This window comes from Allobosea sp. AAP35 (assembly GCF_001295925.1).
Lineage (GTDB): Bacteria > Pseudomonadota > Alphaproteobacteria > Rhizobiales > Beijerinckiaceae > Allobosea.
Genome location: NZ_LJHQ01000008.1, coordinates 53718 through 79508, shown reverse-complemented (window position 1 = coordinate 79508; position 25791 = coordinate 53718). Strand labels below are relative to the sequence as shown.

At 66.6% G+C, this 25791-nt stretch carries 20 protein-coding genes; 11 read left to right on the top strand and 9 right to left on the bottom strand.

All coding sequences use genetic code 11. The features are described from left to right. Window positions 1–178: 178 nt before the first annotated feature. The 6 genes from IP69_RS04620 (at window position 179) to IP69_RS04595 (ending at window position 6012) form a co-directional block, all read left to right on the top strand. Window positions 179–1222, top strand: coding sequence for an ABC transporter ATP-binding protein (locus IP69_RS04620; RefSeq protein ID WP_054141643.1), 1044 nt, complete (start codon window positions 179–181; stop codon window positions 1220–1222). A 54-nt stretch (window positions 1223–1276) separates the two neighbouring features. Continuing rightward, a complete protein-coding gene (locus IP69_RS04615) occupies window positions 1277–2569 on the top strand; it encodes an ABC transporter substrate-binding protein (protein WP_054141642.1) in 1293 nt (430 codons plus the stop codon). Window positions 2570–2572: 3 nt separating this feature from the next. Further along, a complete protein-coding gene (locus tag IP69_RS04610; RefSeq protein WP_054141641.1) occupies window positions 2573–3451 on the top strand; it encodes a sugar ABC transporter permease in 879 nt (292 codons plus the stop codon). A gap of 65 nt (window positions 3452–3516) precedes the next feature. Then, window positions 3517–4311, top strand: coding sequence for a carbohydrate ABC transporter permease (locus IP69_RS04605; RefSeq protein WP_054141640.1), 795 nt, complete (start codon window positions 3517–3519; stop codon window positions 4309–4311). Window positions 4312–4326: 15 nt separating this feature from the next. Beyond that, on the top strand, window positions 4327–5169 hold the full coding sequence (locus IP69_RS04600) for an endonuclease/exonuclease/phosphatase family protein (protein ID WP_054141639.1): 843 nt from the start codon (window positions 4327–4329) through the stop codon (window positions 5167–5169). 30 nt (window positions 5170–5199) lie between these two features. Beyond that, on the top strand, window positions 5200–6012 hold the full coding sequence (locus IP69_RS04595) for an inositol monophosphatase family protein (RefSeq protein ID WP_082358969.1): 813 nt from the start codon (window positions 5200–5202) through the stop codon (window positions 6010–6012). A 488-nt stretch (window positions 6013–6500) separates the two neighbouring features. Here the strand turns inward: IP69_RS04595 and IP69_RS04590 are convergent, their stop codons facing one another. Further along, window positions 6501–10226, bottom strand: a complete 3726-nt coding sequence (locus IP69_RS04590) for a vitamin B12-dependent ribonucleotide reductase (protein WP_054141637.1) — start codon at window positions 10224–10226, stop codon at window positions 6501–6503. A gap of 766 nt (window positions 10227–10992) precedes the next feature. Here IP69_RS04590 and IP69_RS04585 point away from each other — a divergent pair. Further along, on the top strand, window positions 10993–11403 hold the full coding sequence (locus IP69_RS04585; protein ID WP_054141636.1) for an NADH:ubiquinone oxidoreductase subunit NDUFA12: 411 nt from the start codon (window positions 10993–10995) through the stop codon (window positions 11401–11403). 118 nt (window positions 11404–11521) lie between these two features. Continuing rightward, on the top strand, window positions 11522–12151 hold the full coding sequence (locus IP69_RS04580) for a DUF2155 domain-containing protein (protein ID WP_054141657.1): 630 nt from the start codon (window positions 11522–11524) through the stop codon (window positions 12149–12151). A gap of 12 nt (window positions 12152–12163) precedes the next feature. On the opposite strand, the gene aat is transcribed toward IP69_RS04580, so the two are convergent. The 5 genes from aat to IP69_RS04555 form a co-directional block, all read right to left on the bottom strand. After that, window positions 12164–12844, bottom strand: coding sequence for a leucyl/phenylalanyl-tRNA--protein transferase (gene aat, locus IP69_RS04575; RefSeq protein WP_054141635.1), 681 nt, complete (start codon window positions 12842–12844; stop codon window positions 12164–12166). Window positions 12845–13029: 185 nt separating this feature from the next. After that, window positions 13030–14394: an acetyl-CoA carboxylase biotin carboxylase subunit gene (gene accC / locus IP69_RS04570; protein ID WP_054141656.1), complete on the bottom strand. Its 1365-nt coding sequence runs from the start codon at window positions 14392–14394 to the stop codon at window positions 13030–13032. A 26-nt stretch (window positions 14395–14420) separates the two neighbouring features. Continuing rightward, window positions 14421–14876 carry an acetyl-CoA carboxylase biotin carboxyl carrier protein gene (accB, locus tag IP69_RS04565; RefSeq protein WP_054141634.1) on the bottom strand — a complete coding sequence of 152 codons (456 nt, stop codon included), beginning with the start codon at window positions 14874–14876 and terminating at the stop codon, window positions 14421–14423. Between the two features lie 67 nt (window positions 14877–14943). Next, the gene (gene aroQ / locus IP69_RS04560; protein ID WP_054141633.1) at window positions 14944–15402 is read right to left on the bottom strand and encodes a type II 3-dehydroquinate dehydratase; all 459 of its coding nucleotides are present in this window, start codon (window positions 15400–15402) and stop codon (window positions 14944–14946) included. 177 nt (window positions 15403–15579) lie between these two features. Next, window positions 15580–16392: a DsbA family protein gene (locus IP69_RS04555; RefSeq protein ID WP_054141655.1), complete on the bottom strand. Its 813-nt coding sequence runs from the start codon at window positions 16390–16392 to the stop codon at window positions 15580–15582. Window positions 16393–16565: 173 nt separating this feature from the next. Here IP69_RS04555 and IP69_RS04550 point away from each other — a divergent pair, with 173 nt between their 5' ends. Together IP69_RS04550 and IP69_RS04545 are read left to right on the top strand one after the other, a co-directional pair. After that, window positions 16566–17744, top strand: a complete 1179-nt coding sequence (locus IP69_RS04550) for an aminotransferase class I/II-fold pyridoxal phosphate-dependent enzyme (RefSeq protein WP_054141654.1) — start codon at window positions 16566–16568, stop codon at window positions 17742–17744. 63 nt (window positions 17745–17807) lie between these two features. Further along, entirely contained in the window at window positions 17808–20108 is a 2301-nt protein-coding gene (locus IP69_RS04545) for a mechanosensitive ion channel family protein (RefSeq protein ID WP_082358965.1), read from the top strand. 8 nt (window positions 20109–20116) lie between these two features. Here IP69_RS04545 and IP69_RS04540 read toward each other — a convergent pair whose 3' ends face one another. The 3 genes from IP69_RS04540 to IP69_RS04530 form a co-directional block, all read right to left on the bottom strand. After that, complete coding sequence (locus IP69_RS04540; protein WP_054141631.1) at window positions 20117–20398, bottom strand: type II toxin-antitoxin system RelE/ParE family toxin; 282 nt, start codon at window positions 20396–20398, stop codon at window positions 20117–20119. Continuing rightward, window positions 20388–20645 carry a type II toxin-antitoxin system Phd/YefM family antitoxin gene (locus tag IP69_RS04535; protein ID WP_197279673.1) on the bottom strand — a complete coding sequence of 86 codons (258 nt, stop codon included), beginning with the start codon at window positions 20643–20645 and terminating at the stop codon, window positions 20388–20390. The genes IP69_RS04540 and IP69_RS04535 overlap by 11 nt, the downstream gene beginning before the upstream one ends. Before the next feature lie 133 nt (window positions 20646–20778). Then, complete coding sequence (locus IP69_RS04530) at window positions 20779–23709, bottom strand: ribonuclease E/G (RefSeq protein WP_054141630.1); 2931 nt, start codon at window positions 23707–23709, stop codon at window positions 20779–20781. 755 nt (window positions 23710–24464) lie between these two features. On the opposite strand from IP69_RS04530, the gene IP69_RS04525 reads away from it, so the two are divergent. Further along, window positions 24465–25712 (top strand): N-acetylmuramoyl-L-alanine amidase, encoded by a 1248-nt coding sequence (locus tag IP69_RS04525; protein ID WP_197279671.1) that lies wholly within the window; start codon window positions 24465–24467, stop codon window positions 25710–25712. The last annotated feature ends 79 nt before the right edge of the window (window positions 25713–25791 follow it).

Below are 25791 nucleotides of genomic sequence, written 5' to 3'. Positions count from 1 at the left end.
CTGTTCACGACAATCATGCCGCGTTCAGGCCGAAAATCCACCTACGCCCGCTGTTCAGATTTCCCGAGCCAGCTCTCCCGGCCATATCACAAGGCGCCGTTATGTTCGGTACAGCCTTGTGCGAACGACTTGTTTTGAGCGATATCGATATGGCGTGACGCAGCAGGCCGATTGATTGATGGTTTCCGTACAACTCAAGACTATTTCGAAGACTTGGGGCGGCGCTGCTGCGGTCGACCAGGTCAGCTTCACCGTCGAGGCCGGCAAGCTCGTCGCGCTTTTGGGGCCGTCGGGCTGCGGCAAGTCGACGACGCTGCGGCTGATCGCGGGGCTGGAGGAGACCAGCAGCGGCGCGATCCTGATCGGTGGTCGCGATGTCACCCAGGCCCCGCCATCGCGGCGCGGCATCGCCATGGTTTTCCAGAACTACGCGCTGTTCCCGCATCTCTCGGTGGCGGAAAACATCGCCTTCGGGCTGCAGGTGCGCAAGGTCCCGCGCGCCGAGCGCGATGCCCGGCTGGCGCGCGCCGCCGACATCCTGGGGCTGGGCGGGCTGCTCGACCGCAAACCCTCGCAACTGTCGGGCGGGCAGCAGCAGCGCGTCGCGCTGGGGCGCGCCATCGTCGCGGAAGCGCCGGTCTGCCTGATGGACGAGCCGCTGTCGAACCTCGATGCGCAGCTTCGCGTCGAGATGCGCCGCGAAATCCGCGAACTCCAGCAGCGGCTGGGTATCACCATGGTCTATGTCACGCATGACCAGGTCGAGGCGATGACGATGGCCGATCAGGTCGTGCTGATGCGCCATGGCCGCATCGAGCAGGATGCGCCGCCCGACGCGATCTACGAGAACCCGGCTAGCATCTTCGTGGCGCGTTTCGTCGGCACGCCGCCGATGAATGTCCTGCCGCTGCAGGCGATCCTGGCGGCGGGCGGCGCGGGGCAGCTGACGCCGCCGCCGGGGCGCGATCCGGCGACGCTGGCCGTCGGCATTCGCCCGGAAATGACCGAGCTCGGCGATGCCGGCATCGCAGCCGAGGTCGTGGCGGTGGAATATCTGGGGGCCGATACGCTGGTCGAAACCCGCATCGGCGGCCATGGCTTCATCGTCCGGCGCGCCGGAAAGGTCCGTTCGAAGCCGGGCGAAACCGTCTACATCACACTGTCACAATCGGCATTGCACTGGTTCGATCAGGCGTCCGAGCGAGCATTGGCGACGGGTTGAGACCCGTCGCGAAGCGGCGCGGGCGCGTGATCCACCACAGCAGGAGAAGACAAGATGGACAGGCGTGACGTATTGAGCGGCGCTGCGGCGCTCGCGGGCACACTGGCCCTGCCGGGCCTTGCCCGTGCGCAGGCGGCGACCGAGGTTTCGTTCTTTTATCCGGTCGCCGTGGGCGGGCCGATCACCAAGCTGATCGACAGCTACGCCGCCGATTTCGAGAAAGAGAACCCGACGATCAAGCTGAAGCCGATCTATTCCGGCACCTATCAGGAAACGATCGTCAAGGCGCTGACCGCGCATAAGAGCGGCACGCCGCCGGTGACCTCGGTGCTGCTCTCCACCGACATGTTCACGCTGATCGACGAGGACGCCATCGTTCCCTTCGACAGCTTCGTGAAGACCGAGGACGACAAGAAGTGGCTCGCCGGCTTCTTTCCCGCCTTCATGGAAAACAGCCAGACCGGCGGCAAGACCTGGGGCATCCCCTTCCAGCGCTCGACCGTGGTGCTCTATTGGAACAAAGAGCTGTTCAAGGAAGCCGGCCTCGATCCGGAGAAGGCGCCGGCGAGCTGGGCCGAGCTGCTCGACTTCGCTCAGAAGTTGACCAAGAAGGACGCGGCGGGCAACGTCACCCAGTGGGGCGTGCAGATCCCGTCCTCGGGCTTCCCCTATTGGCTGTTCCAGTGCCTGTCGACCCAGGCCGGCGCGATCCTCGCCAATGCCGCCGGCAATACCACCAACTATGCCGATCCGGCCGTGGTCGAGGCGCTGCAATACTGGGTCGACCTGTCGCAGAAGCACAAGGTCCATCCCCCCGGCATCGTCGAATGGGGCACCACGCCGAAGGACTTCTTCGAGCGCAAGGTCGCGATGATCTGGACCACGACGGGCAACCTGACCAATGTCCGCAGCAACGCGAAATTCCCCTTCGGCGTCGCCATGCTGCCGGCTGGCAAGCGTCGTGGCAGCCCCACCGGCGGTGGCAATTTCTACCTGTCGAAGAAGGCGACGCCGGCCCAGCAGGAAGCCGCGTTCAAGTTCATCCGCTGGATCACCACGCCCGAGCGCGCCGCGCGATGGGGCATCGACACCGGCTATGTCGCGGTCTCGCCTGCGGCCTATGAGACGCCGGCGATGAAGGCCTATGCGGCCGATTTCCCGCCGGCCCTGGTGGCGCGCGACCAGCTCCCGCATGCGGTCGCCGAACTCTCGACGCATGAGAACCAGCGCGTGACCAAGGCGCTGAACGACGGGCTTCAGGCCGCGCTGACGGGGACCAAGACCCCCCAGAAGGCGCTGGAGGATGCGCAGGCGGAAGCCGAGCGCATCCTGAAGCCGTATCGCTGAGAGATGACGAACCGCGCGACCGCGACGGTCCATGGCTGGCTGCTGTTGCTGCCGGCCATGGCCTGTCTGGCCCTGTTCACCCATTGGCCGGCGGTCGCGAGCCTCGTCGAGAGCTTCCATTCGACACCGCGCGGGCGCAGGCCCGCGCGCTTCGTCGGGGCCGAGAACTACCAGCAGATGCTGGCGGACCCGATCTTCTGGAAGGCGATGTCGAACAATCTCTGGTTCGCGCTCGGCACCATCCCGACCTCGATCGCGCTCGCGCTGCTGATGGCGGTCTGGGTCAACGACAAGATCGCAGGCCGGACCTGGGTGCGGATGGCGTTCTTCACGCCGACGATCCTGCCGATGATCGCGGTGGCCAATATCTGGCTGTTCTTCTTCACGCCGCAATACGGGCTGCTCGAGCAGATCATCCACGCGTTCGGCGGCCGCAACACCAACTGGCTGGGCTCGCAGGATACGGCGCTCTATGCCGTGACCGTCGTCGCGATCTGGAAGGAAGCCGGTTTCTTCATGATCTTCTATCTGGCGGCGCTGCAGGCGATCCCGCTCAATCTCGGCGAGGCGGCGGCGATCGAGGGTGCCTCGCGCTGGACCTATTTCCGACGGGTGCAGTTCCCGCTGCTGATGCCGACGACGCTGTTCGTACTGATCAATGCCGTGATCAACGCCTTCCGCATGGTCGACCATATCTTCGTGATGACGCGCGGCGGGCCCGACAACGCCACGACGCTGCTGCTGTTCTACATCTACCAGGTCGGGTTCAGCTTCTGGGACACGGCCTATGCGGCGACGCTGACCTGCGTGCTGCTGGCGCTGCTCGCGATCGTCGCCTTCGTCCAGTACGGTTTCCTCGAGCGCAGGACGCATTATCGATGAGCGCCGCGCCACGGCCGGTCGCGGCCGCGACGGGGTCCGACCCTTACGCCCCCAAAGGATGGTCCTTGACCTTGGAATCGACGGGAGCGATCCTGCTGGCACTGATCTGGGTGCTGCCGCTCGCCTATGCGGTGTGGGCGGCGATCCATCCGGCCGAGTACACCACGCGCTTCGAGCTGACCGCGCCGCTGACGCTGGACAATTTCGCCCGGGCCTGGGCGGCGGCGCCCTTCGCGCGCTATTTCCTGAACACCTTCATCCTGGTCACGATGATCCTCGCCTGCCAGCTCGTGCTCGGGACCCTGGCGGCCTATGCGCTGGCGCGGCAGGATTTCTGGGGCCGCGACGTCGCCTTCGCTCTGATCCTGGCGCAATTGATGATCATGCCCGATGCGCTGATCGTCGAGAACTACCGCACGCTGTCACGCTTTGGCCTGATCGACACGATCCCGGCGATCGCGCTGCCCTATATCGCCTCGGCCTTCGGCATCTTCCTGCTGCGGCAGACCTTCAAGACCGTGCCCAAGGAACTCGACGACGCCGCCCGCGTCGAGGGCGCGAGGCCGCTTCAGGTTCTGATGAAGGTCTATGTCCCGCTCGCGAAGCCGACCTATATCGCCTATGGGCTGGTCTCGGTGAGCTATCACTGGAACAACTTCCTCTGGCCGCTGCTGGTGACCAACTCCGTCGAATCGCGGCCGCTGACGGTCGGCCTGCAGGTGTTCTCGTCGAGCGACCAGGGCATCGACTGGGCGGTGATCTGCGCGGCGACGCTGATGACCTCGGCGCCGCTGCTCATCGGCTTCCTGCTCTTCCAGCGCCAGTTCGTGCAGAGTTTCATGCGCGCGGGCATCAAGTAAAGATACCGGTTGCAGATGAAGCTGATCACCTGGAACATCCAGTGGTCGCGGGGTACCGACGGGATCGTCGATCCGCGCCGGATCATCGACCACGCCCGGGCGATGGCGGATTTCGATGTGCTCTGCCTGCAGGAGGTTGCGGCCAATTTCGCCGATCTCGACGGCAACGACGCCACCGACCAGTTCGCGCTGTTTGCGCAGATGCTGCCGGGCTTCACCGCGATCGAGGGCATCGGCGTCGATGTCGATGACGGCCGGGGCGGGCGCAAGCGGTTCGGCAACCTGATCCTGACCCGCTACCGCGTCGCGCAGGCCCTGCGCCATCTCCTGCCCTGGGAGGCGGCGGCGACGCGCAACATGCCGCGCGTGCTGATCGAGGCGGTGGCGCAGACCCCGCTGGGGCCGGTGCGGCTGATGACGACGCATCTGGAATACTCGTCGCCGGTGCTGCGCGCCGCCCAGGTCGAGGGCATCCGGGCGGCGCATCGCATGGCCGCGTCCCGCGCCCGCACGCCGCGCGAAGCAGGCCCGCACACCTATGCGCCGACGCCGAACACGGCGAGCGCGATCCTCACCGGCGATTTCAACATGCTGCCGGACGATCCCTCGCTGGCGCGGCTGCAGGCGCCCTTCGACGACGGGGCGCCGCCGCTGGTCGATCTCTGGCCCGCCGTGATGGGCGATACGCCACCGCCGCCGACCGCCTTTATCGTCGATCAGACCTATGGCCCACCCGGCTGCCTCGACTATGTGCTGGCGACGCCCGATCTCGCGGCCTGCGCCCGCCGCATCGTCTGCGATGTCGAGACGCGCGCCTCCGACCACCAACCGATCCTGGTCGAATTCGATGTCGGCTGAGCCGGGGCGAAGGGCCGGGACATGATCTTCATGAGGGCGGATCATGAGCGGCTGACCGGCATTCTCGTCGAGGCGGCGCGACGCGAGGTGATGCCGCGCTTCCGCAAGCTGGCGGCGGGAGAGATCCGCGAGAAAGCGACACCGGGCGATCTGGTCACGGAAGCCGACGAGGCCGCCGAACGCTTCATCGGTGCGGAACTGGCGCGCGCCTTTCCCGGTGCGGTCCTCGTCGGCGAGGAGGCGACGACGCGCGATCCGACGCTGCTCGACAGGCTCGGCGAGGCCGAACTCGCCTTCGTCATCGACCCCATCGACGGCACTTTGAACTACGCGGCCGACCTGCCCCTGTTTGCGGTGATGGCGGCCGCCATCGTCAAGGGCGAGACCGTGGCGGCCGTGATCCATGATCCGGTGCTCGACGACAGCGCGCTTGCCCTGCGCGGAGAGGGCGCCTGGCTGCAGGGCGATGCCGGCACGCGTGACCTGCGCGTTGGCCGGGCTCCATCTCCCGATTCGATTAGCGGCATGGTGGGCTGGGCCTATTTTCCCGAGCCGCTGCGCAGCACTATACCGGCGCGCTTCGCGAAATTTGGGCAGGTCTCGTCGCTACGCTGCTGCGGCCAGGAATATCGGCTCGCAGCCCGTGGCAACTGCGACTTCCTTCTCTACGGCGCCCTGAATCCGTGGGACCATGCCCCGGGCGTTCTGCTTTACAACGAGGCCGGTGGGCATGCGCGGATGCTCGACGGAAGCGACTATCGTCCAAGGTTGGCTTCGACGGGGCTGCTGTGCGCTCCTGAAAGCGAGAGCTGGCGAAACATCATAAGCATCGTGACGATTTGAGGCGGAATTGACCCTACCGGTGGGCTTGAGTGGTGCGCGCCCAACAGCAGACGCTTGCAGTGACACCTATGAGCCACCTCCGGCAGCGAGACCGCCACACCCATCTGGTTGCCCGGAAGCAGACCTGCCAGAGGTCGGCGGGGGGCCAACTTGGGCACTTGTCTTGCCGAAGCACCAACAACCGCCTCGGCTAGCACCACCAAAAGAGGTTCGGTCTTGAGGCATAAGAGCCCCTCCGACCTCGATTGCCTTGTTCAGGCGGAGCCACGCCGAGTCGCGCCGGAGCAGGGCACTTATCAATCGAAGGTCCAAAGCCGAATCGCAGCAGCCAGGTCGTTGATGCAACTCACAACCGTGGCAGCACGAAGTGACCGATCATAATGAGATTGGACGCCCGGCTAGAACCGGGCGTCCGTCGATCGATTGCGGAACTCGACCGACAATCGCGGCAACACTATGCCTCTCTGCACATCTCGAAATCTATCGGATCAAGAACACCCCGTCGTGCTGCCACACGTATTGCACTTCAAACACGTGCCATTCCGCACCAGCGTGAAGTTGCCGCATTCGCCGCAGGAATCCCCGACATAGCCCTTCATGATCGCCTCGGCCCGGCGCTCTGACGCCGAGGGCTGTGCGGCGGGTGCCGCGAAGCCGAGCTTGGCCATGTCGGCCTCGCCGAAGCTCTCCGGCTCCTCCTTGAGCGCGGTTGGGCTGGTGGTGATCAGCGCGGTTACCGTGGCGCCGCCGCGGGCCACCGTCTCGGTGCCCACCGCGAAACCGCCGCCGCCCTGGATGGCGTGGAAGTTCATCGGCTTGCCGCGGCGAAAGCCCGTCGAGGCCAGCGGGCTCGTGGTGATCGGCGTGGTCGTCTCGGGCGCCTTGTCCTGGCTGATGCCGCCGCCGATCACGTCATGGCCGATTTCGCTAGGATCGACATGGGCGAGATCGTGCCGGCCGAGATAGGAGATCGCCAGTTCGCGGAAGACATAGTCGAGGATCGAGGTGGCGTTCTTGATCGACTGGTTGCCCTGCACGAAGCCCGAGGGCTCGAAGCGCGTGAAGGTGAAGGCCTCGACATACTCCTCCAGCGGCACGCCATATTGCAGGCCGAGCGACACCGCGATGGCGAAGTTGTTCATCATCGCGCGGAAGGCGGCGCCCTCCTTGTGCATGTCGATGAAGATCTCGCCGAGGCGTCCGTCGGCATATTCGCCGGTATGGACATAGACCTTGTGGCCGCCGACGACCGCCTTCTGGATGTAGCCGGTGCGGCGGGCGGGCATCTTCTCGCGCTCGCGCACGACCTTCTCGACGATGCGCTCGACGATCTTCTCGGTGAGCTGCGTCGTGCGGGCGGCCATGGGCTGCTGGTAATGCGCCTCGACCGCATCCTCCTCGTCGTCCTCGTCGCTGATCAGGGCCGAGTTCAGCGGCTGCGAGAGCTTCGAGCCGTCGCGGTAGAGCGCGTTGGCCTTCAGCGCCAGCTTCCAGGAGAGCATATAGGCGCTCTTGCAATCCTCGACGGTGGCGTCGTTGGGCATGTTGATGGTCTTGGAGATGGCGCCCGAGATGAAGGGCTGGGCGGCCGCCATCATCCGGATATGGCTCTCGACCGAGAGATAGCGCTTGCCGATGCGCCCGCAGGGGTTGGCGCAGTCGAAGACCTTGTAATGTTCGGTCTTGAGATGCGGGGCGCCTTCCAGCGTCATCGCGCCGCAGACATGGACATTGGCGGCCTCGATCTCGGCCTTGGAGAAGCCGAGGAAGGGCAGGACTTCGAAGCTCGGATCGTTGAGCTTCTCGGCCGGCACCTTCAGCGTGTTGACGAGGAAATCCTCGCCCAGCGTCCATTTGTTGAAGACGAACTTGATGTCGAAGGCGGCCTTGAGGTCCTTCTCGACCGCGTCGATCTTGTCCTGCGGGAAGCCCTTGGCCCGCAGCGAGCCGTGGTTGACGCCGGGCGCCTGCGCCATCGAGCCATGGCCGACCGCATAGGCCTCGATCTCGGCGATCTCGTGCTCGCGGTAGCCCAGCGCACGCAGCGCGTCGGGCACGGCGCGGTTGATGATCTTCCAGTAGCCGCCGCCGGCGAGCTTCTTGAACTTCACCAGGGCGAAATCGGGCTCGATTCCGGTGGTGTCGCAATCCATGACGAGGCCGATCGTGCCGGTCGGCGCGATCACGGTCGCCTGGGCGTTGCGGTAGCCATGCTTCTCGCCGAGCGCCAGCGCGTTGTCCCAGGCGATGCGGGCGCGCTCCGACATCAGCGAGGAGGTGCCGCCGAGACGGGCCAGCGTGCTATGGTCGAGCGGCACGGGGGTGACCTCGAGGCCCTCATAGCCGGTGGCCATGCCATGGGCCGCAACGCGGTGGTTGCGGATGACGCGCAGCATGTGGGCTGCGTTCTTCTTGTAACCGGGGAAGGGGCCGAGCTCGCCCGCCATCTCGGCCGAGGTCGCATAGGAGACGCCGGTCATGATCGCGGTCAGGGCGCCAGCCAGTGCGCGGCCCTCATCGGAATCATAGCCCAGGCCCATGCTCATCAGCAGGCCGCCGATATTGGCGTAGCCGAGGCCCAGCGTCCGGTACTCATAGGAGAGTTCGGCGATTTCCTTGGAGGGGAACTGCGCCATCGTCACCGAGATTTCGAGCACGACGGTCCAGAGCCGGCAGAGATGCTCGTAAGCGGCGACGTCGAAGGCCTTGGTCTCGTTGTCGTAGAACTGCAGCAGGTTGGCCGAGGCCAGGTTGCAGGCGGTGTCGTCGAGGAACATGTATTCCGAGCAGGGATTGGACGCGCGGATGCGGCCAGACGCCTTGCAGGTGTGCCAGTCGTTCATCGTCGTGTTGAAGTGCAGGCCGGGATCGGCCGAGGCCCAGGCGGCGAAGCCGATCTTCTCCCAGAGGTCGCGGGCTTTCAGCGTCTTCATCACCTTGCCGGTGGTGCGGCCGGTGAGGTTCCAGTCGCCGTCGGTCTCCACGGCGCGCAGGAAGTCGTCGGTCAGCGAGACCGAATTGTTCGAGTTCTGGCCGGAGACGGTGAGATAGGCCTCCGAATCCCAGTCGGTGTCATAGATGTCGAACTTGATGTCGGTGTAGCCCTGCTTGGCGAACTGCATCACGCGCTTGATGTAGTTGTCGGGCACCATCGCCTTGCGGGCGAGCTTCACCTCGCGCTTCAGCGCCGGGTTCTTCTCGGGGTCGAAGCAGCTGTCGCCTTCGCCCTCGCAGTTCACGCAGGCCTTGAGCACGGCCTTCATGTGCTTCTGCACGGTCTTGGAGCCGGTGACGAGGGCCGCGACCTTCTGCTCCTCCTTCACCTTCCAGTCGATATAGGTCTCGATATCGGGGTGGTCGACATCGACCACGACCATCTTGGCGGCGCGACGCGTCGTGCCGCCCGACTTGATCGCGCCCGCCGCCCGGTCGCCGATCTTGAGGAAGGACATCAGGCCCGACGAGCGGCCGCCGCCGGCGAGCTTCTCGCCCTCGCCGCGCAGCATCGAGAAGTTCGAGCCGGTGCCCGAGCCGTATTTGAACAGCCGCGCCTCGCGGACCCAGAGGTCCATGATGCCGCCCTCGTTGACGAGGTCGTCCTGCACGCCCTGGATGAAGCAGGCATGGGGCTGGGGATGCTCGTAGCTCGACTTCGACTTGGTCAGCTTGCCGGTCTTGTAGTCGACATAGAAATGGCCCTGGCTGGGACCATCGATGCCATAGGCCCAGTGCAGGCCGGTGTTGAACCATTGCGGCGAGTTCGGCGCGACGCGCTGGGTCGCGAGCATAAAGCGCAGCTCGTCATGGAAGGCGGCGGCGTCCTCTTCCGAGGTGAAATAGCCGCCCTTCCAGCCCCAATAGGTCCAGCAGCCGGCGAGCCGGTCGAAGACCTGCTTGGAGGAAATCTCCGAGCCATAACGCTCGCTCTCGGGAAGCTTGGCCAGCGCCGCCTCGTCGGGCACGCAGCGCCAGAGGAAGGAGGGGACGTCGTTCTCCTCGACCTTCTTCAAGGCGGCGGGCACGCCGGCCTTGCGGAAGTATTTCTGCGCGAGCACGTCGCTGGCGACCTGCGACCAGGATTCGGGCACCTCGATGCCCTCCAGCCGGAACACGATCGACCCATCGGGATTGCGGATCTCGCTGACCGCGGATCGGAAGGGAATCGCGGCGTAGGGCGACTGGCCGGCTGAGGTATAGCGGCGCTCGATGCGCATGATCCGTCATCCTAATGCTTGCCGCGGGCGGATGCCTCGCGCGGCCGGTTGATCACCGGCTCCTGATGTCAGTCCAAACTCGGTTTGATTGCCCCGTGGACGTCGCGGCGTTGTGTCCCGCCTCGCTCGTCCGGTTGCGGCCGCAAAGGCCGCGCGCATCGACCCGGCGCACCCTTGCCGGTGTGCCGCGTGAGACCGCCTCGACCCCTTTGGAAACTCATTCGCAGGTGTCGATTGGCGTTTCCGCCGGCCGTCATGCGACTGTCAAAACCTAGTCCCGGATGGGGCGTTCCGTCAAGGATTAGTGCGCCGCCTTACCGCCAGGCACGACATCTAGTGGGCGGCTGTGAACTCAGGGGATAAGTGTCAGACCGCTCCACAAGCCTCGGAAATTCCTCGCAGAATCGCAAGAGCTGATGGCCCGGCGCCCTCAAGCGGCGCCGGGCGGATCGCTCAACTGCGACCGAACATCGTCAGCTGTTGCTTTCCTGCCATGGCTGGCAGGCCCCCTTCGCAGAAAGGCTCTGCGAGCGGGCTAAACCACCCGCCCCGAAAGGGCTTTTGACCGACGCAGCCATGCGAATCGCGCCATACGAGGGCAGGTTATCTTCGGCCATCGCCGTCGAGCGAATCGTGCTGTGATGCGGCGCTCGCGGCGCCGCACCTCAATCTTGTGGACACTGGACAGGGCATTCGACGACCGCCATAAGTCGCGCCGACGACAGACCGCGCGACGCGCGGCAACCCCTTTTGCGGGACGAGCGCGATGAAACCCTGGCTGCTGCAGATCTTCACCTGGTGGAACGGCCAGACCTTGGGCACGCGCCTCCACACCTGGCGCTTCGGCGAGCGGGTCGGCGAGGATGAGTTCGGCAATGTCTACTACCGCACCAAGGGTGGGGTGAAGGACAAGGCGCTCGGCTTCCAGCGCCGCTGGGTCGTCTACAATGGCGACATCGAGGCCTCGCGAATCCCGCCCGGCTGGAATGGCTGGCTGCATCACACCGTCGACGTCGCGCCCTCCGAAGAGCGCTACGAGGCGCGCGAGTGGCAGCAGCCGCATCAGCAGAACTGGACCGGCACGCCGCAGGCTTACCGTCCCCAGGGCTCGACCCTGGCCGTGGGCGAGCGCCCTGCGGCGACCGGCGATTACCAGCCCTGGACACCGGGGCGCTAGAGCCGCTCGGGTGGCGCCCGGTTGCTTGATGCCGCGCCCTTTTTCCGCTGCGATTGACGTGTTACTGCGCTGGCGTCGCGGGCAGACCGCGCTGCCGCTAGAGATTCGCAAAGCCGTCATGCCGTCGCTCCCTCGCATTCCGGTCCTGGCCGGCCTGGCTTCGGCCCTGTTTCTGTCTCTGGCTCTGACCGGCCCGGCTGCGGCCGACCGCATCCGCAATCCGACCGCCGTCTTCGCCGGGCTCGACAAGATCACCGGCCGGATCATTTCGTTCGAGGTCGCCGTCGATGAGACCGTGCAGTTCGGCGCGCTGCAGCTCACGCCGCGCGTCTGCTGGACGCGGCCGCCAACCGAGGCGCCGCAGACCACGACCTTCACCGAGGTCGACGAGGTCACCTTCAGCAACGAGTACCGGCGCATCTTCACGGGCTGGATGTATGCGTCGAGTCCGGGCCTGCACGGCGTCGAGCATGCGATCTACGACGTCTGGCTGACCGACTGCAAAGGCGGCACCGAACTCGTGGTCGATCCCAAGGAGCCCGAGGCGCCGATCGCCGAGGAGCCGCGCCGGCCGCGGACGGCGCCGGCGCGCGACGTCATCGAGCAGCCCGGCCGCGCGCCGCCGCCGGCTTCCGGCCAGCGTATCGACGTGCTGCCGCCGCGCGGCGTGCCGGTGGCGCCGCAGCAGGCGCCGCGACAGCGCTTTTTCCCGACGAATCCCGGTCGCGATCCCGCCGGCAGCAACTGATGTTCCGGCGCTTCAGCGGGGCGGCAGCGCAGCGACGGCCTGCGCGCCGCTGAGGGGCCGGTCGGGGCCCCAGATCGCCCAGTCGCCGGGTTTGGCCAGCGCCCGCTCGAGCAGACCGCGATAGGCCGCACGCGGCACCTCCTGCGTCCCGAACTGGGCGAGATGCGCCGTCTGGAACTGCGCGTCGAGCAGGCTGTAGCCGCCCAGGCGCAGCCGGGCGACGAGGTGGACCAGCGCCACCTTGGAGGCGTCGGTCTCCCGATGAAACATGCTCTCTCCGAAGAAGGCCCCGCCCAGCGCCAGCCCGTACAGCCCGCCGACCAGCGCGCCGTCGCGCCAGCATTCGACCGTATGCACGTGGCCGATGCGAAACAGCGCGCCGAAGATCTCGCGGATGCGGTGGTTGATCCAGGTCTCGGGTCGGTCGGGCCGAGGTTCGGCGCAGGCCGCGATGACCGCGTCGAAGTCGCCATCGACCCGGACCTCGAACCGGTCGGCGCGAACCGTGCGGGCCAGCCGCGTCGAGAGATGGAAGCGGTCGAGCGGAATGACGCCGCGCAGCTCCGGCTCGACCCAGAACAGGTTCGGGTCGTCGGCCGTCTCCGCCATCGGGAAGATGCCGGCGGCATAGGCGCGCAGCATGATCTCGGGCGTGATCGCGGGCGAGCGGACGGGGATGGAGCGGGCCTTCATTGATGTAGGGGAGCGCGGGACCGCGAGGGAGTCAAACCACGATGCGATGACCCTGAGCCCTCATAGTGAGAAGCCGCGAAGCGGCGTCTCGAAGGATGCTCCAGCCAATCCATGAGCCATCTCGAGTGTCCTTCGAGATGCAACTGCGGCTCTCTTCAAGATGAGGGCTGAGACAGGACGCAGGCTTAAGCCTCGCTTGGCTCATCCATCCCGCCGGCGGCCAGGAATTTCTCCAGCCAGTGGATGTTGTAGTCGCCGTTCAGGATGTCGGGGTTGCGCACCAGCGTGCGGAACAGAGGCAGGGTCGTGTCGACGCCATCGACGACGAACTCGTCGAGCGAGCGGCGCAGCCGCATCAGGCATTCGGCCCGGTTGCGGCCATGCACGATCAGCTTGCCGACGAGCGAATCGTAATGCGGCGGGATCGTGTAGCCCTGATAGGCGGCCGAATCGACGCGCACGCCAAGACCGCCGGGGGTATGGAAGGAGACGATCTTGCCCGGCGAGGGCCGGAAGGTCGCATGATGCTCGGCATTGACGCGGCATTCGATGGCGTGGCCCTCGATGACGACGTCCTTCTGCTGGATCGAGAGCGGCATGCCGGCCGCGATCCGGATCTGCTCATTGACCAGGTCGATGCCGGTGATCATCTCCGTCACCGGATGCTCAACCTGGATGCGGGTGTTCATCTCGATGAAATAGAACTCGCCATCCTCGTAGAGGAACTCGATCGTGCCCGCACCGCGATACTGGAGCTTGGACATCGCCTCGGCGCAGATCTTGCCGATCCGGTCGCGTTCGCCGGCGTTCAGCGCGGGTGAGGGGCCTTCCTCCCAGACCTTCTGGTGGCGGCGCTGCAGAGAGCAGTCGCGCTCGCCGAGATGGATGGCGTGGCCCCGGCCGTCGCCCAGGATCTGAATCTCGATATGGCGCGGCTTCTCGAGGTATTTCTCGATATAGACCGCATCGTCGCCGAAATTGGCCTTGGCTTCGGTGCGGGCGGTCGAGAGCGCGACGGACATCTCGTCCTCGCTGCGCACGACTTTCATGCCCTTGCCGCCACCGCCGGACGCCGCCTTGATGATCACGGGGAAGCCGATCTCGGCGGCGATCTTCAGCGCCTCGCCATCATCGGTGACGCCGCCCTCGGAGCCGGGCACGCAGGGGATGCCGAGCGCCTTGGCGGTGCGCTTGGCCTCGATCTTGTCGCCCATCGAGCGGATATGCTCGGCCTTGGGGCCGATGAAAGTGATGTTGTGGCGGTCGAGGATCTCGGCGAAGCGGGCGTTCTCTGAGAGAAACCCATAGCCGGGATGAACCGCGTCCGCGCCGGTGATCTCGCAGGCGGCGATCAGGGCGGGGATGTTGAGATAGCTCTCGCGTGCGCTCGGCGGGCCGATGCAGACGCTCTCGTCGGCCAGGCGCACATGCATGGCGTTGGCGTCGGCGGTGGAATGCACCGCGACCGTCGCGATGCCGAGTTCCTTGGCTGCGCGCAACACGCGCAGCGCGATCTCTCCACGATTGGCAATCAGGATCTTGTCGAACATCTTGGGCTCGCCGTTGGCCTTGAGCGTCACTCGATCACCAGGAGCGGCTCGCCATATTCGACCGGCTGCCCATCCTCGACCATGATCGCGATGACGGTGCCGGCGCGTGGGGCGACGATGTCGTTGAAGGTCTTCATCGCCTCGACCAGCAGGACGCGCTCGCCCGCCTTCACCACCGAGCCGATCTCGACGAAGGGCTTGGAATCGGGCGAGGGCCGGCGATAGGCGGTTCCGACCATCGGCGAGGGCACCGCGCCGGGATGGGCGGCCGCCGGCTTGCCGTCGGATGGCGCGGCAGCGACAGCTGCGGGCGCTGCGGCATAGGCCGGCGCTGCCGGGACCTGCACGGTGGCGGTGATGGTGCGGGCCACGCGCACGCGCAGATCGCCTTTTTCGACCTCGATCTCGGTGAGATCGGTCTCGTTCAGGAGTTGCGCGAGTTCGCGCACCAGTTCGGGGTCGATGGGGCTTTTGGTCGCCATGGCGGGTTCACCGTCTTCGTGGTCTTGAAAGGGCGCCGAGCGCCCGCAGGGATCGAAAAAAAGCCGGTCAGGCCGAAGGCTTCGCTGCGCGCTTCTGCAGAAGCGGCACGATCGCGTCGAAAGCAAGGTCGTAGCTCGCGACGCCGAAGCCGCAGATCACGCCCACGCAGACCGGGGCCATGTAGGAGTGGTGCCGGAAGTCCTCGCGCGCATGGACATTGGAGACATGCACCTCGATGGCCAGCGCATCCGTCCCCTTGATCGCATCGCGCAGCGCGACCGAGGTGTGGGTGTAGGCGCCGGCATTGATGATGACGCCCGCTCCCGAAAGCCCGGCCTCCTGGATGAAGCTGACGAGTTCGCCTTCATAATTGGTCTGCTTGAAGGCGAGTTCGACCCCGGCAGCGGCGGCCTTCTCCTTCAACCGCGCCTCGACTCCCGCCAGCGTCACCGCGCCATAGGTGGCGGGTTCGCGGGTGCCGAGAAGATTGAGATTGGGACCGTTGAGGACGTGGACGGCAACCATGGCGCGGGGCTTTTCCGGCGCCGCCTGAAGGCGGCAGACGCCGCCCTCATAGACGTTGACGACCCGCAGGGGAAGTCTGAGCGAGCTTGGCCGTCATGCTCGGGCACAATCCGGGGGTTTTCTGCTGGAGATTCCCGGGTCTTGCACATCGATTCGCCCGAGAATGACGCAAGAGCCTCAGCCGTTGCAGGTCGCCTTGCCGCATTTGCGGACCGATTCGATCTTCTGCTTCAGCACCGCCGTGCCGACCGCGCCGAAGACCACCTCGTCGCCGAGGATGAAGGCGGGCGTGCCGGTCAGCCCCAGCCGATCGCCGAGTGCGACCGTGCTCTCGATCACGGCGCGGGTCTGGGCCGAGTCCATGTCCTTCTTCAGACGTTCCACATCGGCGCCGGCTTCCTTGGCGACCTCGAGCGCCTTGGCGCCATTGATCCGGCCCTTGGTCGCCATCAGCTTGTTGTGGAACTCGAAGTACCTGGCCCCCGTGAGCTGCGTCATCGCCGCGACCGCGACGCGGCTGGCCTCGACCGAATCGGGCCCCAGGATCGGGAAGTCCTTGATCACGATCTTGAGCTTGGGGTCTTCCTTGGCCAGAACGCGGACGTCCTCGACAGCCCTTTTGCAGAAGCCGCAATTGTAATCCATGAATTCGACGATGGTGACGTCGCCCTGCGGGTTGCCGACGATCGCCGAGGTCGCCGGATCGATCAGTCGCGACATTTCGGCCGTGACCGCGCTGCGCTGCGCCTCGGCCTGGGCGACCGTGTTGCGGCGCTCCAGCTCGACCAGCGCCTCCTGGATCAGCTCGGGGTTTTGCAGCAGCGTCTCGCGGATCAGCCCGAGGACCGCCTTGCGCTGCTCGGCGGTGAGGCCGGCGGTTGGGGTCTGTGTCTGGGCGAGTGCGGGCATCGCGGCCGTGGCCAGGCCGGCTCCGAGCGTCAAGGCCGTCAGGAGGCGGGTCAACCGCCGGGGCAGGGTGGGGAGGGCCATGTCGTCTTCCTTCTCGGTTTTGGCCTCGACGGCAGGGCTCGCTGGCACCGCGCTGGCTGGTTCAGCTTCTCTTCCGTCGCGGCATGGCCGTCAATTCACAGCTTTGCCACTTGTTGCGGGGCGCTGGCGGGTCGGTTACGCCCTGCGGCGGAGGAACCGCCGTGGACGACACGATGCCAGAGAATCATCCGACCTTGCAGGCGGCGCAGCGCGCCACCCGCGTCCAGCCCTTCATCGTCATGGATGTGATGAACCAGGCGGCCGCGATTGAGCGCGCCGGCGGCTCCGTCGTGCATATGGAGGTCGGCCAGCCATCGGCGCCGACACCGGCCTCGATCCGGGCGGCGGCGGCCCGCGCGCTCGAGCATGGCCGCATCGGGTACACGCAGGCGCTGGGCACGGATTCACTGCGGGAGCGCATCGCGCGACATTATGGCGAGGCCTATGGCGTCGATGTGGCGGCCGAACGCGTCGTCGTCACCACCGGCTCATCGGGTGGGTTCATCCTGGCTTTTCTTGCCTGTTTCCAGCCGGGAGCCCGCGTCGCGATCACGGCGCCGGGCTATCCGGCCTATCGCAACATCCTGATCGCGCTCGGGCTCGAGCCGGTGGCGATCGCGGTCGGGCCCGAGACCCGCTTTGCCCTGACGCCCGAGCTGATCGCGCGGGCGCATGCCGATAAGCCGCTGGCGGGCGTGCTGACGATGAGCCCGGCCAATCCGACCGGCGTGGTGATGGCGCCGGACGCGATCGCGGCGGTGGCGGCGGAATGCCGGCGGCTCGGGCTCTGGTACATTTCAGACGAGATCTATCATGGGCTGACCTATGACCAGCCGGCGACGACGGCGCTCTTAGCCGATCCCGATGCGATCATCGTCAACTCCTTCTCGAAATATTACTGCATGACCGGCTGGCGCGTCGGCTGGCTCGTCGTGCCGCAGCGGCTGGTGCGGACGATCGAGCGGCTGCAGCAGAACCTCTCGATCTCGGTGCCTTTTCTGAGCCAGGTCGCGGGCGAGGCGGCGTTCGAGGCCACCGCCGAATGCGAGGCGATCAAGGCCGGCTATGCGCAAAACCGCGCCTATCTCCTGAACGCGCTGCCGCGGATCGGGCTCGGCGACTTCCTGCCCGTCGACGGGGCCTTCTACATCTATTGCGACATCGGGCGCTATTCCAACGATTCCATGGCCTTCTGCCGCGATGTTCTCAATGGGGCCGGCGTCGCGATCACGCCGGGCCTGGATTTCGACGAGGGGCGGGGTGCGCGCACGGTGCGGCTCTCCTTCGCCGGCTCGCTGGCCGAATGCGAGGAGGCGGTATCGCGCCTCGATGGCTGGCTGAAGCGACGCTGAGCAAGGCGGCTTGCCAAAACCGGCAGGGCGGCACCAGTCTGCGCTGACGCTGGGGGAGACGGAATGAGGGCTCGACGGATTCGATCGTGGTCGATTGCGGCCGGCGCCGCGCTGCATCTTCTCGTCGCGGGTGCGCCCCAGGCCGTGGCGCAGGCCCCGGCGCCGGCTCCGGCACTGCCACCCGTGGTGCTGTCTCTGAAAGGCGACGAAACCGCCGAGACGATCCGCCGGATGGTGGATGCGCTCGCAGCCGGTGGCCGGCCGGTCGAGATCCGGATCGGCTCGCCCTCCACGACCGAGCCAGGCGTCCCCGGGGCGGCTCCCGCTGCTGCCCCTGGCGCCACCCTCGCGCCGACGGGGATGCCCCCCTCACATGCCGGCACCGAGGCGACGGTCGCCACCCAGGCGGATGCTTTCGTCGACCATTTCGTCGCCGGCGTCGAATATGGCGGGGCCGCCATTCCGCACATCGCCGATCTGCCGACGCAGTGGGAGCGGGTCTGGCAGGCCAACCGCAACGGCGTGACCGGGCTGTCGGCCGGCGCGCGGATCGGCCTGATCGTGCTGCTGGCGCTGGCGGCGGCATGGGCCTTCCGCCTGGCCAGCGCCCGCTGGTTCGCCCTCAGGCTGCGCCCGGGCGGGCCGGAATTCACGCCGCGGCTGATCGCGGCCGCCTTCGGATTGCTGCAGGATCTCGCCACCATCCTGCTGGCGCTCGCCGTGGCGCGCTTCAGCCGCAACGCCTGGCTGTCGGAACCAGACCTCGCCTTGGCGACGCTGACCACCGCCGTCAATGGCGCCGCGATCGGCGCCATCTATGTCGCGGTCGGGCGTTTCCTGCTGGCGCCGGGTGCCCCCGAGCGGCGCATCATGCCGCTGCCGCGTGCCGAACGGCATTTCAAGCTGCTCGTGGTCTATGCCGTCATGACCCCGATCATCATCGTCAGCCTGCTCCTGGCGGGCCGGGTGTCCTCGGGCCCGCTGCCGGTTGCCGGCCTGCTCGCGCTGTCGAGCGCGCTAGCCTTGGTGTTCAAGCTCTGGTGGTTTCACGACATGCGCCGCGATCTCGCCGCGCTGATCCTCGCCGGCTCGGCGCAGCCCAGCGCCTGGCGGCGCCTGATCGCGCTGGCCGCGTCCTGGTTCTACATCGCCAGCGCGGTGCTGCTCTGGGTCGTCGCCAACGCTGCGGCGATGATGGCCAATGGCGGGCGCTGGGCGGAGGCCGCGGCCCTGACCCAGACGGCGATCGTCATCATTCCCATCCTGGCGGTCGGCATCGGCGCCTGGCTCGACTGCCGCGCGGCGCGGCGCGAGGGTCAGGCCGGCGCAACGCCGCTCACCCATGCCACGAGCGCGGCGCTGCGGGCCGGCGCGGTGGGCGCTTTATGGGCCGCCGGCTTCTTCGTGCTCGCGCGACTCTGGGCCGGTCTGCTGATCGGCATGAGCACGGGGCAGTTCACCGCCTTTTCGCGCCAGGCCGCAGGCGTGGCGGTCTTCGCCTTCGCCGGCTGGGTGGCGCTGGTCTTCCTGCGCGCCTTCTTCGATGCCTGCACGCCCAAGCACAAAGGCAGCGGCCCTGTGGACGAGGATGCCGCGATTGAGGAGAGCGTGCCCTCGCGGCTCGCCACCGTGCTGCCGGTGCTGCGCGGCGTCGTGCTGGGCGCCGTGCTGGGCCTGACCATCCTCGTCGTGTTGTCGCGCATGGGGGTCGATATCGGCCCGCTGCTCGCCGGCTTCGGCATTCTCGGTCTCGCGATTTCCTTCGGCTCCCAGGCGCTGGTGCGTGACATCGTCTCGGGCGTGTTCTTCATGCTGGAGGACGCCTTCCGCGTCGGCGAATATGTCGATACCGGGCGGCTGAAAGGCACGGTTGAGAAGATCTCGTTGCGCTCGATCCAGCTGCGCCATCAGAGCGGGCAGATCCACACCATACCCTTTGGCCAGATTCAGCAGCTGACGAATGCCAGCCGCGACTGGGCGACGATCAAGTTCAACGTCCGGCTCGACCATTCGGCCGATATCGAACAGGCCCGGAAGACCATCAAGAAGATCGGGCTGGCGCTGCTGGAAGACCCTGAATTCGGGCCGCATTTCATCGCCCAGCTCAAGATGCAGGGCGTCGCCGACATCACAGACAGCGCCGTCGTCATCCGGCTGAAATTCACCGCCAAGCCCGCCCACGCCTCGACCCTGCAGCGCGAGGCGCTGAAGCGGGTCTATCGCGGTTTGAACGAGGCGCATGTGCCCTTCGCCTCAAATGCGGTGACGGTGCGTGGCGGAGAGGGGGGCAGCGCCTCCTCGGGCGCGGCGGCTGCGATCACGGCGCTGCCGCCGCCAAGTCCGCTTGCGCCGGCGGCGGGCTGAACCTGATCTCAGCGCCTCTTGGCGGCCTCGTAAACGTCGGAGTGATCGCGCCGGCCCACAGCGACGACGAGGACCGTCAGGACGTCGTCGTCGACCCGATAGACCAATCGATACCCGGCCTGCCGCAGCTTGACTTTGTAGTGCTGGGGCATTCCGTGAAGGGCGTCGGCGGCGATGCGCGGATGAAGCAAGCGCTCGGCCAGCTTTTTCTTGAATTGATCGCGCACCGTGTCGCCGAGCTTGCGCCATTCCTTTTGCGCTGAGGGCAGGAAGGCGAGCCTATAGCTCATCAAGCGTGACCGACACGCCGATCTCGTCGGCGCGAGACTTGACGATCTCGATCAGCGCCAAGTCGTCGAGCCGCTCCAGCATCGCCTCATAGGTGTCGGCCGGGACCATGTAAGCCATGACGCGGTTGTGGTTCAGAACCGCGACAGGCATCCCCTTCGCGTCATCGATCACTGCCGAGGGACTTTTTTTCAGCGTCGAGACGCTAACGGCATATTCCGCTTCAACTCGCTGCAGTGCCGGCTTCATGTCGCGTCTCCACCAAACAACTCCCGTCGACATGATACCATGTTTGGTACGAAATTGAATACGAAATAAGCTTTGCGGCGCTGCACACCGTGAAAAAAGCCGCTGCGGTGTCCCGCAGCGGCCTTTATTGTCGTCAACCTCGGCCGGCCAGCTTGTTCCACCAGCCGCCGCGCTTGGGGCGGTCCGGATCGGGCGGGGTCAGCACGACCGCGACCGGCTCCTGAACGGCAACCGGCTCGGGTTCCGCAGCAGGCTCGGCATGGGTTACCGGCGCAGCGGCCTCGACCGGCGCCGGAGCGGGAGCCTCGGGCTCGGCCACAGCAGCGGCGGTTTCGGCGACCTCGCCGCCTTCGGTGATCGGGACCACCTTCTTGCGTGCGCGGCTGCGTTTGGGCTTCTCGGCTGCGACGGGCGCGGTTTCGAGCTCGGCCCCGGGAACCTCGGCGGTGACGGTCTCGGCGGCCACGTCCAGCGGCTGGGCATCGTCGCCCTTGGGCTTGCGGCTGCGGCGGGCCCGCTTGGGCTTGTCCGCGACCGCGACGTCGGGCGCTGCGTCCTGCGTTCCGGCCACCGGCGTCTCATCGACCGGCGCAGGCTCGGCAGCGTTCATGCCGCCATCGGTCGCGTTGCCACCGGTCATGCCGCCGTCAGTCGTGCCGCCTTCAGCCACGCCGCCATCGCTCGCGAGGTCGCCCGACTGCTCGTCGCCCTCTTCGTCGCCGTCCTCGTCGCCTTCACCATCGGCGTCGTCGCTGCCGCCGTCGAGACGTACGCCATTGGCGTCACGCTCGCCGCCACGCCGCCGCCGACGACGACGACGACGCTTGCGGCCACCTTCGCCGCGGGCTTCGCCTTCGGCCTTGTCCTCGCGCGGACCGGCCTCGGTCGCCACAGCCTCGGCCTCGATCGGCCCGTTCTCGGCATCGAGCGCCTCGGCCTCGGCCGCCGCGTCGAGCGCATCGTGGTCGACATCGGAGATGACGGCCTCGGCCTTGATCGCGGAGGGGATGATGCGGCCCTCATTGCCGACGAACTCGCCGCGCTCGACCTCGAAATAGCGCGTGCCGAGCAGGGTGGCGTCCACCGTGATGCTGATCGCGATGGCGAAGCGCGCCTCGAGTTCGGCGAGATGGGCGCGCTTCTGGTTGAGCACGTAAAGCGCGACCTCCGGGCGGGTCCGGACGGTCAGGTTGTGCGAGGCGCTCTTAATCAGCGTCTCTTCCAGCGCGCGCAGAATCTGCAGCGAGACCGAGGAGACCGAACGCATCATGCCGGCGCCGGCGCAATGCGGGCAGGGCACCGAGGAGCTTTCGAGAACGCCGGTGCGGATGCGCTGGCGCGACATCTCGAGCAGGCCGAAGGCCGAGATCCGGCCGACCTGGATGCGGGCGCGGTCGTCCTTGAGGCAATCCTTCAGCTTCTTCTCGACGGCGCGGTTGTTGCGGTTCTCCTCCATGTCGATGAAATCGATCACGATGAGGCCGGCCAAGTCGCGCAGGCGCAGCTGGCGGGAGATTTCCTCCGCCGCTTCGAGATTGGTCTTGAGGGCGGTGTCCTCGATATTGTGCTCGCGGGTCGAGCGCCCGGAGTTGATGTCGATGGCGACCAGCGCCTCGGTCTGGTTGATGACGATGTAGCCGCCCGACTTCAGCGTCACCGTGCTGGAGAACATCGCGTCGAGCTGGCTCTCGATGCCGAAGGAGGCAAAGAGCGGCGTCTGCTCGCGATAGGCCTTCACGCTCTTGGCATGGCTCGGCATGAGCATGCGCATGAAGTCCTTGGCCTCGCGATAGGCCTCGTCGCCCGCGACGTGAACCTCGTCGATATCCTTGTTGTAGAGATCGCGGATCGAGCGCTTGACGAGGTTGCCCTCCTCATAGACCAGCGCCGGCGAGATCGAGGCCAGCGTCAGCTCGCGCACGCTCTCCCACATCCGCATCAGATATTCGTAGTCGCGCTTGATCTCGACCTTGGTGCGCGAGGCGCCCGCCGTGCGCAGGATCAGCCCCATCCCCTCGGGAACCTCGAGCTCCTGGGCGATCTCCTTCAGGCGCTTGCGGTCGTCGGTGTTGGTGATCTTGCGCGAGATGCCGCCGCCCTTGCCGGTGTTGGGCATCAACACCGAATAGCGGCCGGCGAGCGAGAGATAGGTGGTGAGGGCCGCGCCCTTGTTGCCGCGCTCCTCCTTGACGACCTGGACCAGGATGATCTGGCGGCGCTTGATCACCTCCTGGATCTTGTATTGGCGGCGCGAGCTGCGCTGCGGGCGCTCCGACATCTCGTCGAGGGCATCGCCGCCACCGAGCTGCTCGGGCTCTTCATGGTCGCCATCATCGGTGGCGCCATCCTCATCGTCGTCAGCCGGCCTGCGGGCCTGCGCGTCCTCGGCTTCGCTCTCTTGGGCTTCGCTCTCTTGGGAAGAGACATCCTCGGAAGCGACATCATCGGAACCGGCGGCCTCGGACCCGGAGTCGCCGGCCTCCTGTGTCACGGTCTCGGCACTGTGCGTTTCGAAGGTCAGCGGCGCGGCATTCTCGATCGCATCCTCGCCCGTCGAATCGGTAATCGCGGGCGCGAACTGCTCGCCGAAGGCGGGAGCGCCTTCATTGACCATCGCTGCTTCCTTGCCGTCGGTCTCGACGCCGTCGGTCACCTCGGCGCTGACGGTGTCGTCGCCTGCGGCCTTCTTGGCGCGGCCGTCACGGTCGCCCCGGCGGCCGCGGTCGCGGCGGCCGCGCTTCTCGCGCTTTTCCTCGTCGCGCTCGTCCTCGCGGTCGGCGCGCGCCTCATCGGCCAGCAGGGCCTGCCGGTCGGCGACGGGGATCTGGTAGTAGTCGGGATGGATTTCGGAGAAGGCGAGGAAGCCGTGGCGATTTCCGCCATATTCGATGAAGGCGGCCTGGAGCGAGGGCTCCACGCGCGTCACCTTGGCGAGGTAGATATTGCCGCGCAGCGGTTTGCGGCTGGCAGCCTCGAAATCAAATTCCTCGATCCGCGATCCGCGGACCACCACGACCCGGGTCTCCTCCGGGTGGGTGGCGTCGATGAGCATCTTGTTGGCCATAGGTCTGTTCCATCGGCGCGACGGCCAGCAACACCCGCCGGGCTGCGGACAACAGTCCGCTGCCGCGGGCAGGGGCGCCGCGCATGAGCCGGCGCGTGCCGGCAAGTTGCAGGAGCATAAGCCGGCGCGAGCCGGCGTCTGGGACGGAGAAGTGATCGATCGAGACAGGAAGGCGGCTCGGGAAACCCGACCGGGCGCAAAGCCCGGCACGGTCCCGCAGGTATTGACGATTCACCGATAAACGCTGCGGCGTCGTATGCCCCGACATCTGCCCTGACCTGCAGCACGCCTGTCTCGTGAGAGACGAAGCCCACCGCGATTGCACGCTCGCGAGACGTCGGCCTGAAGCTCCGAAATACGGGCACCTGGCGCCGGCCGCCTGCGGACGATCCGTTGTGGTTGGCCTTTTGCAGCCGAACCCCGGACGCCGACGGATCCTCGGATCCGGATGCGCACCATGGGCGGCCTTGCAAAGCAACCATCCCCATTACAGACAGGTGACCGCGATTTGCAAGTCACATCGGATTTTCAGATCATCCTGGCTTGGCCGTCGATACCGGTTGCCTCCGATCACGTTTCGCCGCCGCTTCACGGCTCACCGCCGCCGCTTCACCCCCGTGCCAAGCCATGGTAACCGGCTGTTAGGATGTCGCGTCGCTATGGTTAAGCCTTGGTGACGACAGTTCGGGATGAATGACCTGACGCCTCCCCCCAGATTTCTCGATACAGGCTTGCTGAGGCTGCGGACGCGGTTCGTGGCCTGGGTTGCGCTGTGCGCCATGCTGGGTGTTGTCGGCATCGCGTCGGCTAGTGCGAATGGGCGCTCGCACAATGAATTTCCGGTCGCGACCGATGCGAAGCTGGAGCAGGCCGGCGATACCGTACGGCTGACGATGGCGCTGTCGCGGCCGGTCGAGGTCGCCGCATCGGTCCTCGCCGGGCCCGACCGCGTCGTCATCGATCTGCCGTCGATCAATTTCCAGGTCCAGCCGGCCGCCGCGCGCCGCAGCGGTGGCGTCGTCGGCGCCTTCCGTTTCGGCCTGTTCACCGCCGACAAGGCGCGAATCATCATCGATCTGACACAGCCGGCAATCGTGGTGCGGGCCGAATCGCGGCCGCTGCGCGGCGGCTTCGGCGAACTCGTCATCGAACTGCGCAAGGCCACTCGTGCCGAGTTCCAAGCCGCTGTCGCCAAAACATCTTCACGCGGGACAGAAGGGGATTCAGCGATCTCCGGGCCGAACCCGTCGCCTGGCCCGGTCGCTGCCGCGCAGGCTGCCAGCGGCGATCGGCGCCAGACCATCGTCATCGACCCGGGTCATGGCGGGATCGACCCCGGCGCAGTCGTGGCCTCCATCGCCGAAAAGTCCGTGGTTCTTGCTTTCGGGACGAAGCTGAAAGAGCAACTGGAAGCCGGCGGGCGCCACCGCGTGCTGATGACCCGCGAGGACGACCGCTTCGTGCCCCTGGCGGAGCGTGTCGCCATCGCGCGGGCGGCCGGGGCCGATCTGTTCATCTCGATCCATGCCGATTCGCTGGCGCAGGCGCAGGACGTGCGCGGCGCAACGGTCTACACGGCCTCCGAGCGCGCCACCGACGCGGAAGCGGCACGGCTTGCCGCCAAGGAAAACCAGGCCGACAGTGTCGCGGGGCTCGATACCAGCGAGGACACGCAGGATGTCGCGGGCATCCTGATGGATCTCGCCAAACGCGAGACCCGAACGTTCTCTGCGGTTTTCGCGCGCAATCTCGTCGAAAAGCTCGGCGGTTCGGTGAAGATGCACAAGGTGCCGCTGCGCTCGGCCGGCTTCCGCGTCCTGAGCGCGCCAGACGTGCCGTCTGTGCTGATCGAACTGGGCTATATGTCGAGCCCCAAGGACGCCGAACTGCTGAATTCGGCGCAATGGCGGGCCCAGGCGGTGGAGGCCGTGGCGGCAGCCGTCGAGGGCTATTTCGTCAGCGCTCGCGCGCCCGCCGGCAAGGCGGCCGAAAACCGCCGCTGAGGCCGCAGCGGCGGCGGCGTTCGGCGGCTGCGAGATGTGGTGCGCAGGCCACGGTTCCGCCACGTGCGTGGTGCTATAG

Coding starts and splice junctions, on each gene's coding strand:
- IP69_RS04535 (WP_197279673.1), bottom strand. CDS start 20,645: ATGAAGCCGGCACTGCAGCGAGTTGAAGCGGAATATGCCGTTAGCGTC.
- IP69_RS04545 (WP_082358965.1), top strand. CDS start 17,808: ATGAGGGCTCGACGGATTCGATCGTGGTCGATTGCGGCCGGCGCCGCG.
- IP69_RS04615 (WP_054141642.1), top strand. CDS start 1,277: ATGGACAGGCGTGACGTATTGAGCGGCGCTGCGGCGCTCGCGGGCACA.
- IP69_RS04530 (WP_054141630.1), bottom strand. CDS start 23,709: ATGGCCAACAAGATGCTCATCGACGCCACCCACCCGGAGGAGACCCGG.
- IP69_RS04555 (WP_054141655.1), bottom strand. CDS start 16,392: ATGGCCCTCCCCACCCTGCCCCGGCGGTTGACCCGCCTCCTGACGGCC.
- aat (WP_054141635.1), bottom strand. CDS start 12,844: ATGAAGGCCCGCTCCATCCCCGTCCGCTCGCCCGCGATCACGCCCGAG.
- accC (WP_054141656.1), bottom strand. CDS start 14,394: ATGTTCGACAAGATCCTGATTGCCAATCGTGGAGAGATCGCGCTGCGC.
- accB (WP_054141634.1), bottom strand. CDS start 14,876: ATGGCGACCAAAAGCCCCATCGACCCCGAACTGGTGCGCGAACTCGCG.
- aroQ (WP_054141633.1), bottom strand. CDS start 15,402: ATGGTTGCCGTCCACGTCCTCAACGGTCCCAATCTCAATCTTCTCGGC.
- IP69_RS04580 (WP_054141657.1), top strand. CDS start 11,522: ATGCCGTCGCTCCCTCGCATTCCGGTCCTGGCCGGCCTGGCTTCGGCC.
- IP69_RS04620 (WP_054141643.1), top strand. CDS start 179: ATGGTTTCCGTACAACTCAAGACTATTTCGAAGACTTGGGGCGGCGCT.
- IP69_RS04540 (WP_054141631.1), bottom strand. CDS start 20,398: ATGAGCTATAGGCTCGCCTTCCTGCCCTCAGCGCAAAAGGAATGGCGC.
- IP69_RS04590 (WP_054141637.1), bottom strand. CDS start 10,226: ATGCGCATCGAGCGCCGCTATACCTCAGCCGGCCAGTCGCCCTACGCC.
- IP69_RS04595 (WP_082358969.1), top strand. CDS start 5,200: ATGAGGGCGGATCATGAGCGGCTGACCGGCATTCTCGTCGAGGCGGCG.
- IP69_RS04550 (WP_054141654.1), top strand. CDS start 16,566: ATGCCAGAGAATCATCCGACCTTGCAGGCGGCGCAGCGCGCCACCCGC.
- IP69_RS04600 (WP_054141639.1), top strand. CDS start 4,327: ATGAAGCTGATCACCTGGAACATCCAGTGGTCGCGGGGTACCGACGGG.
- IP69_RS04610 (WP_054141641.1), top strand. CDS start 2,573: ATGACGAACCGCGCGACCGCGACGGTCCATGGCTGGCTGCTGTTGCTG.
- IP69_RS04585 (WP_054141636.1), top strand. CDS start 10,993: ATGAAACCCTGGCTGCTGCAGATCTTCACCTGGTGGAACGGCCAGACC.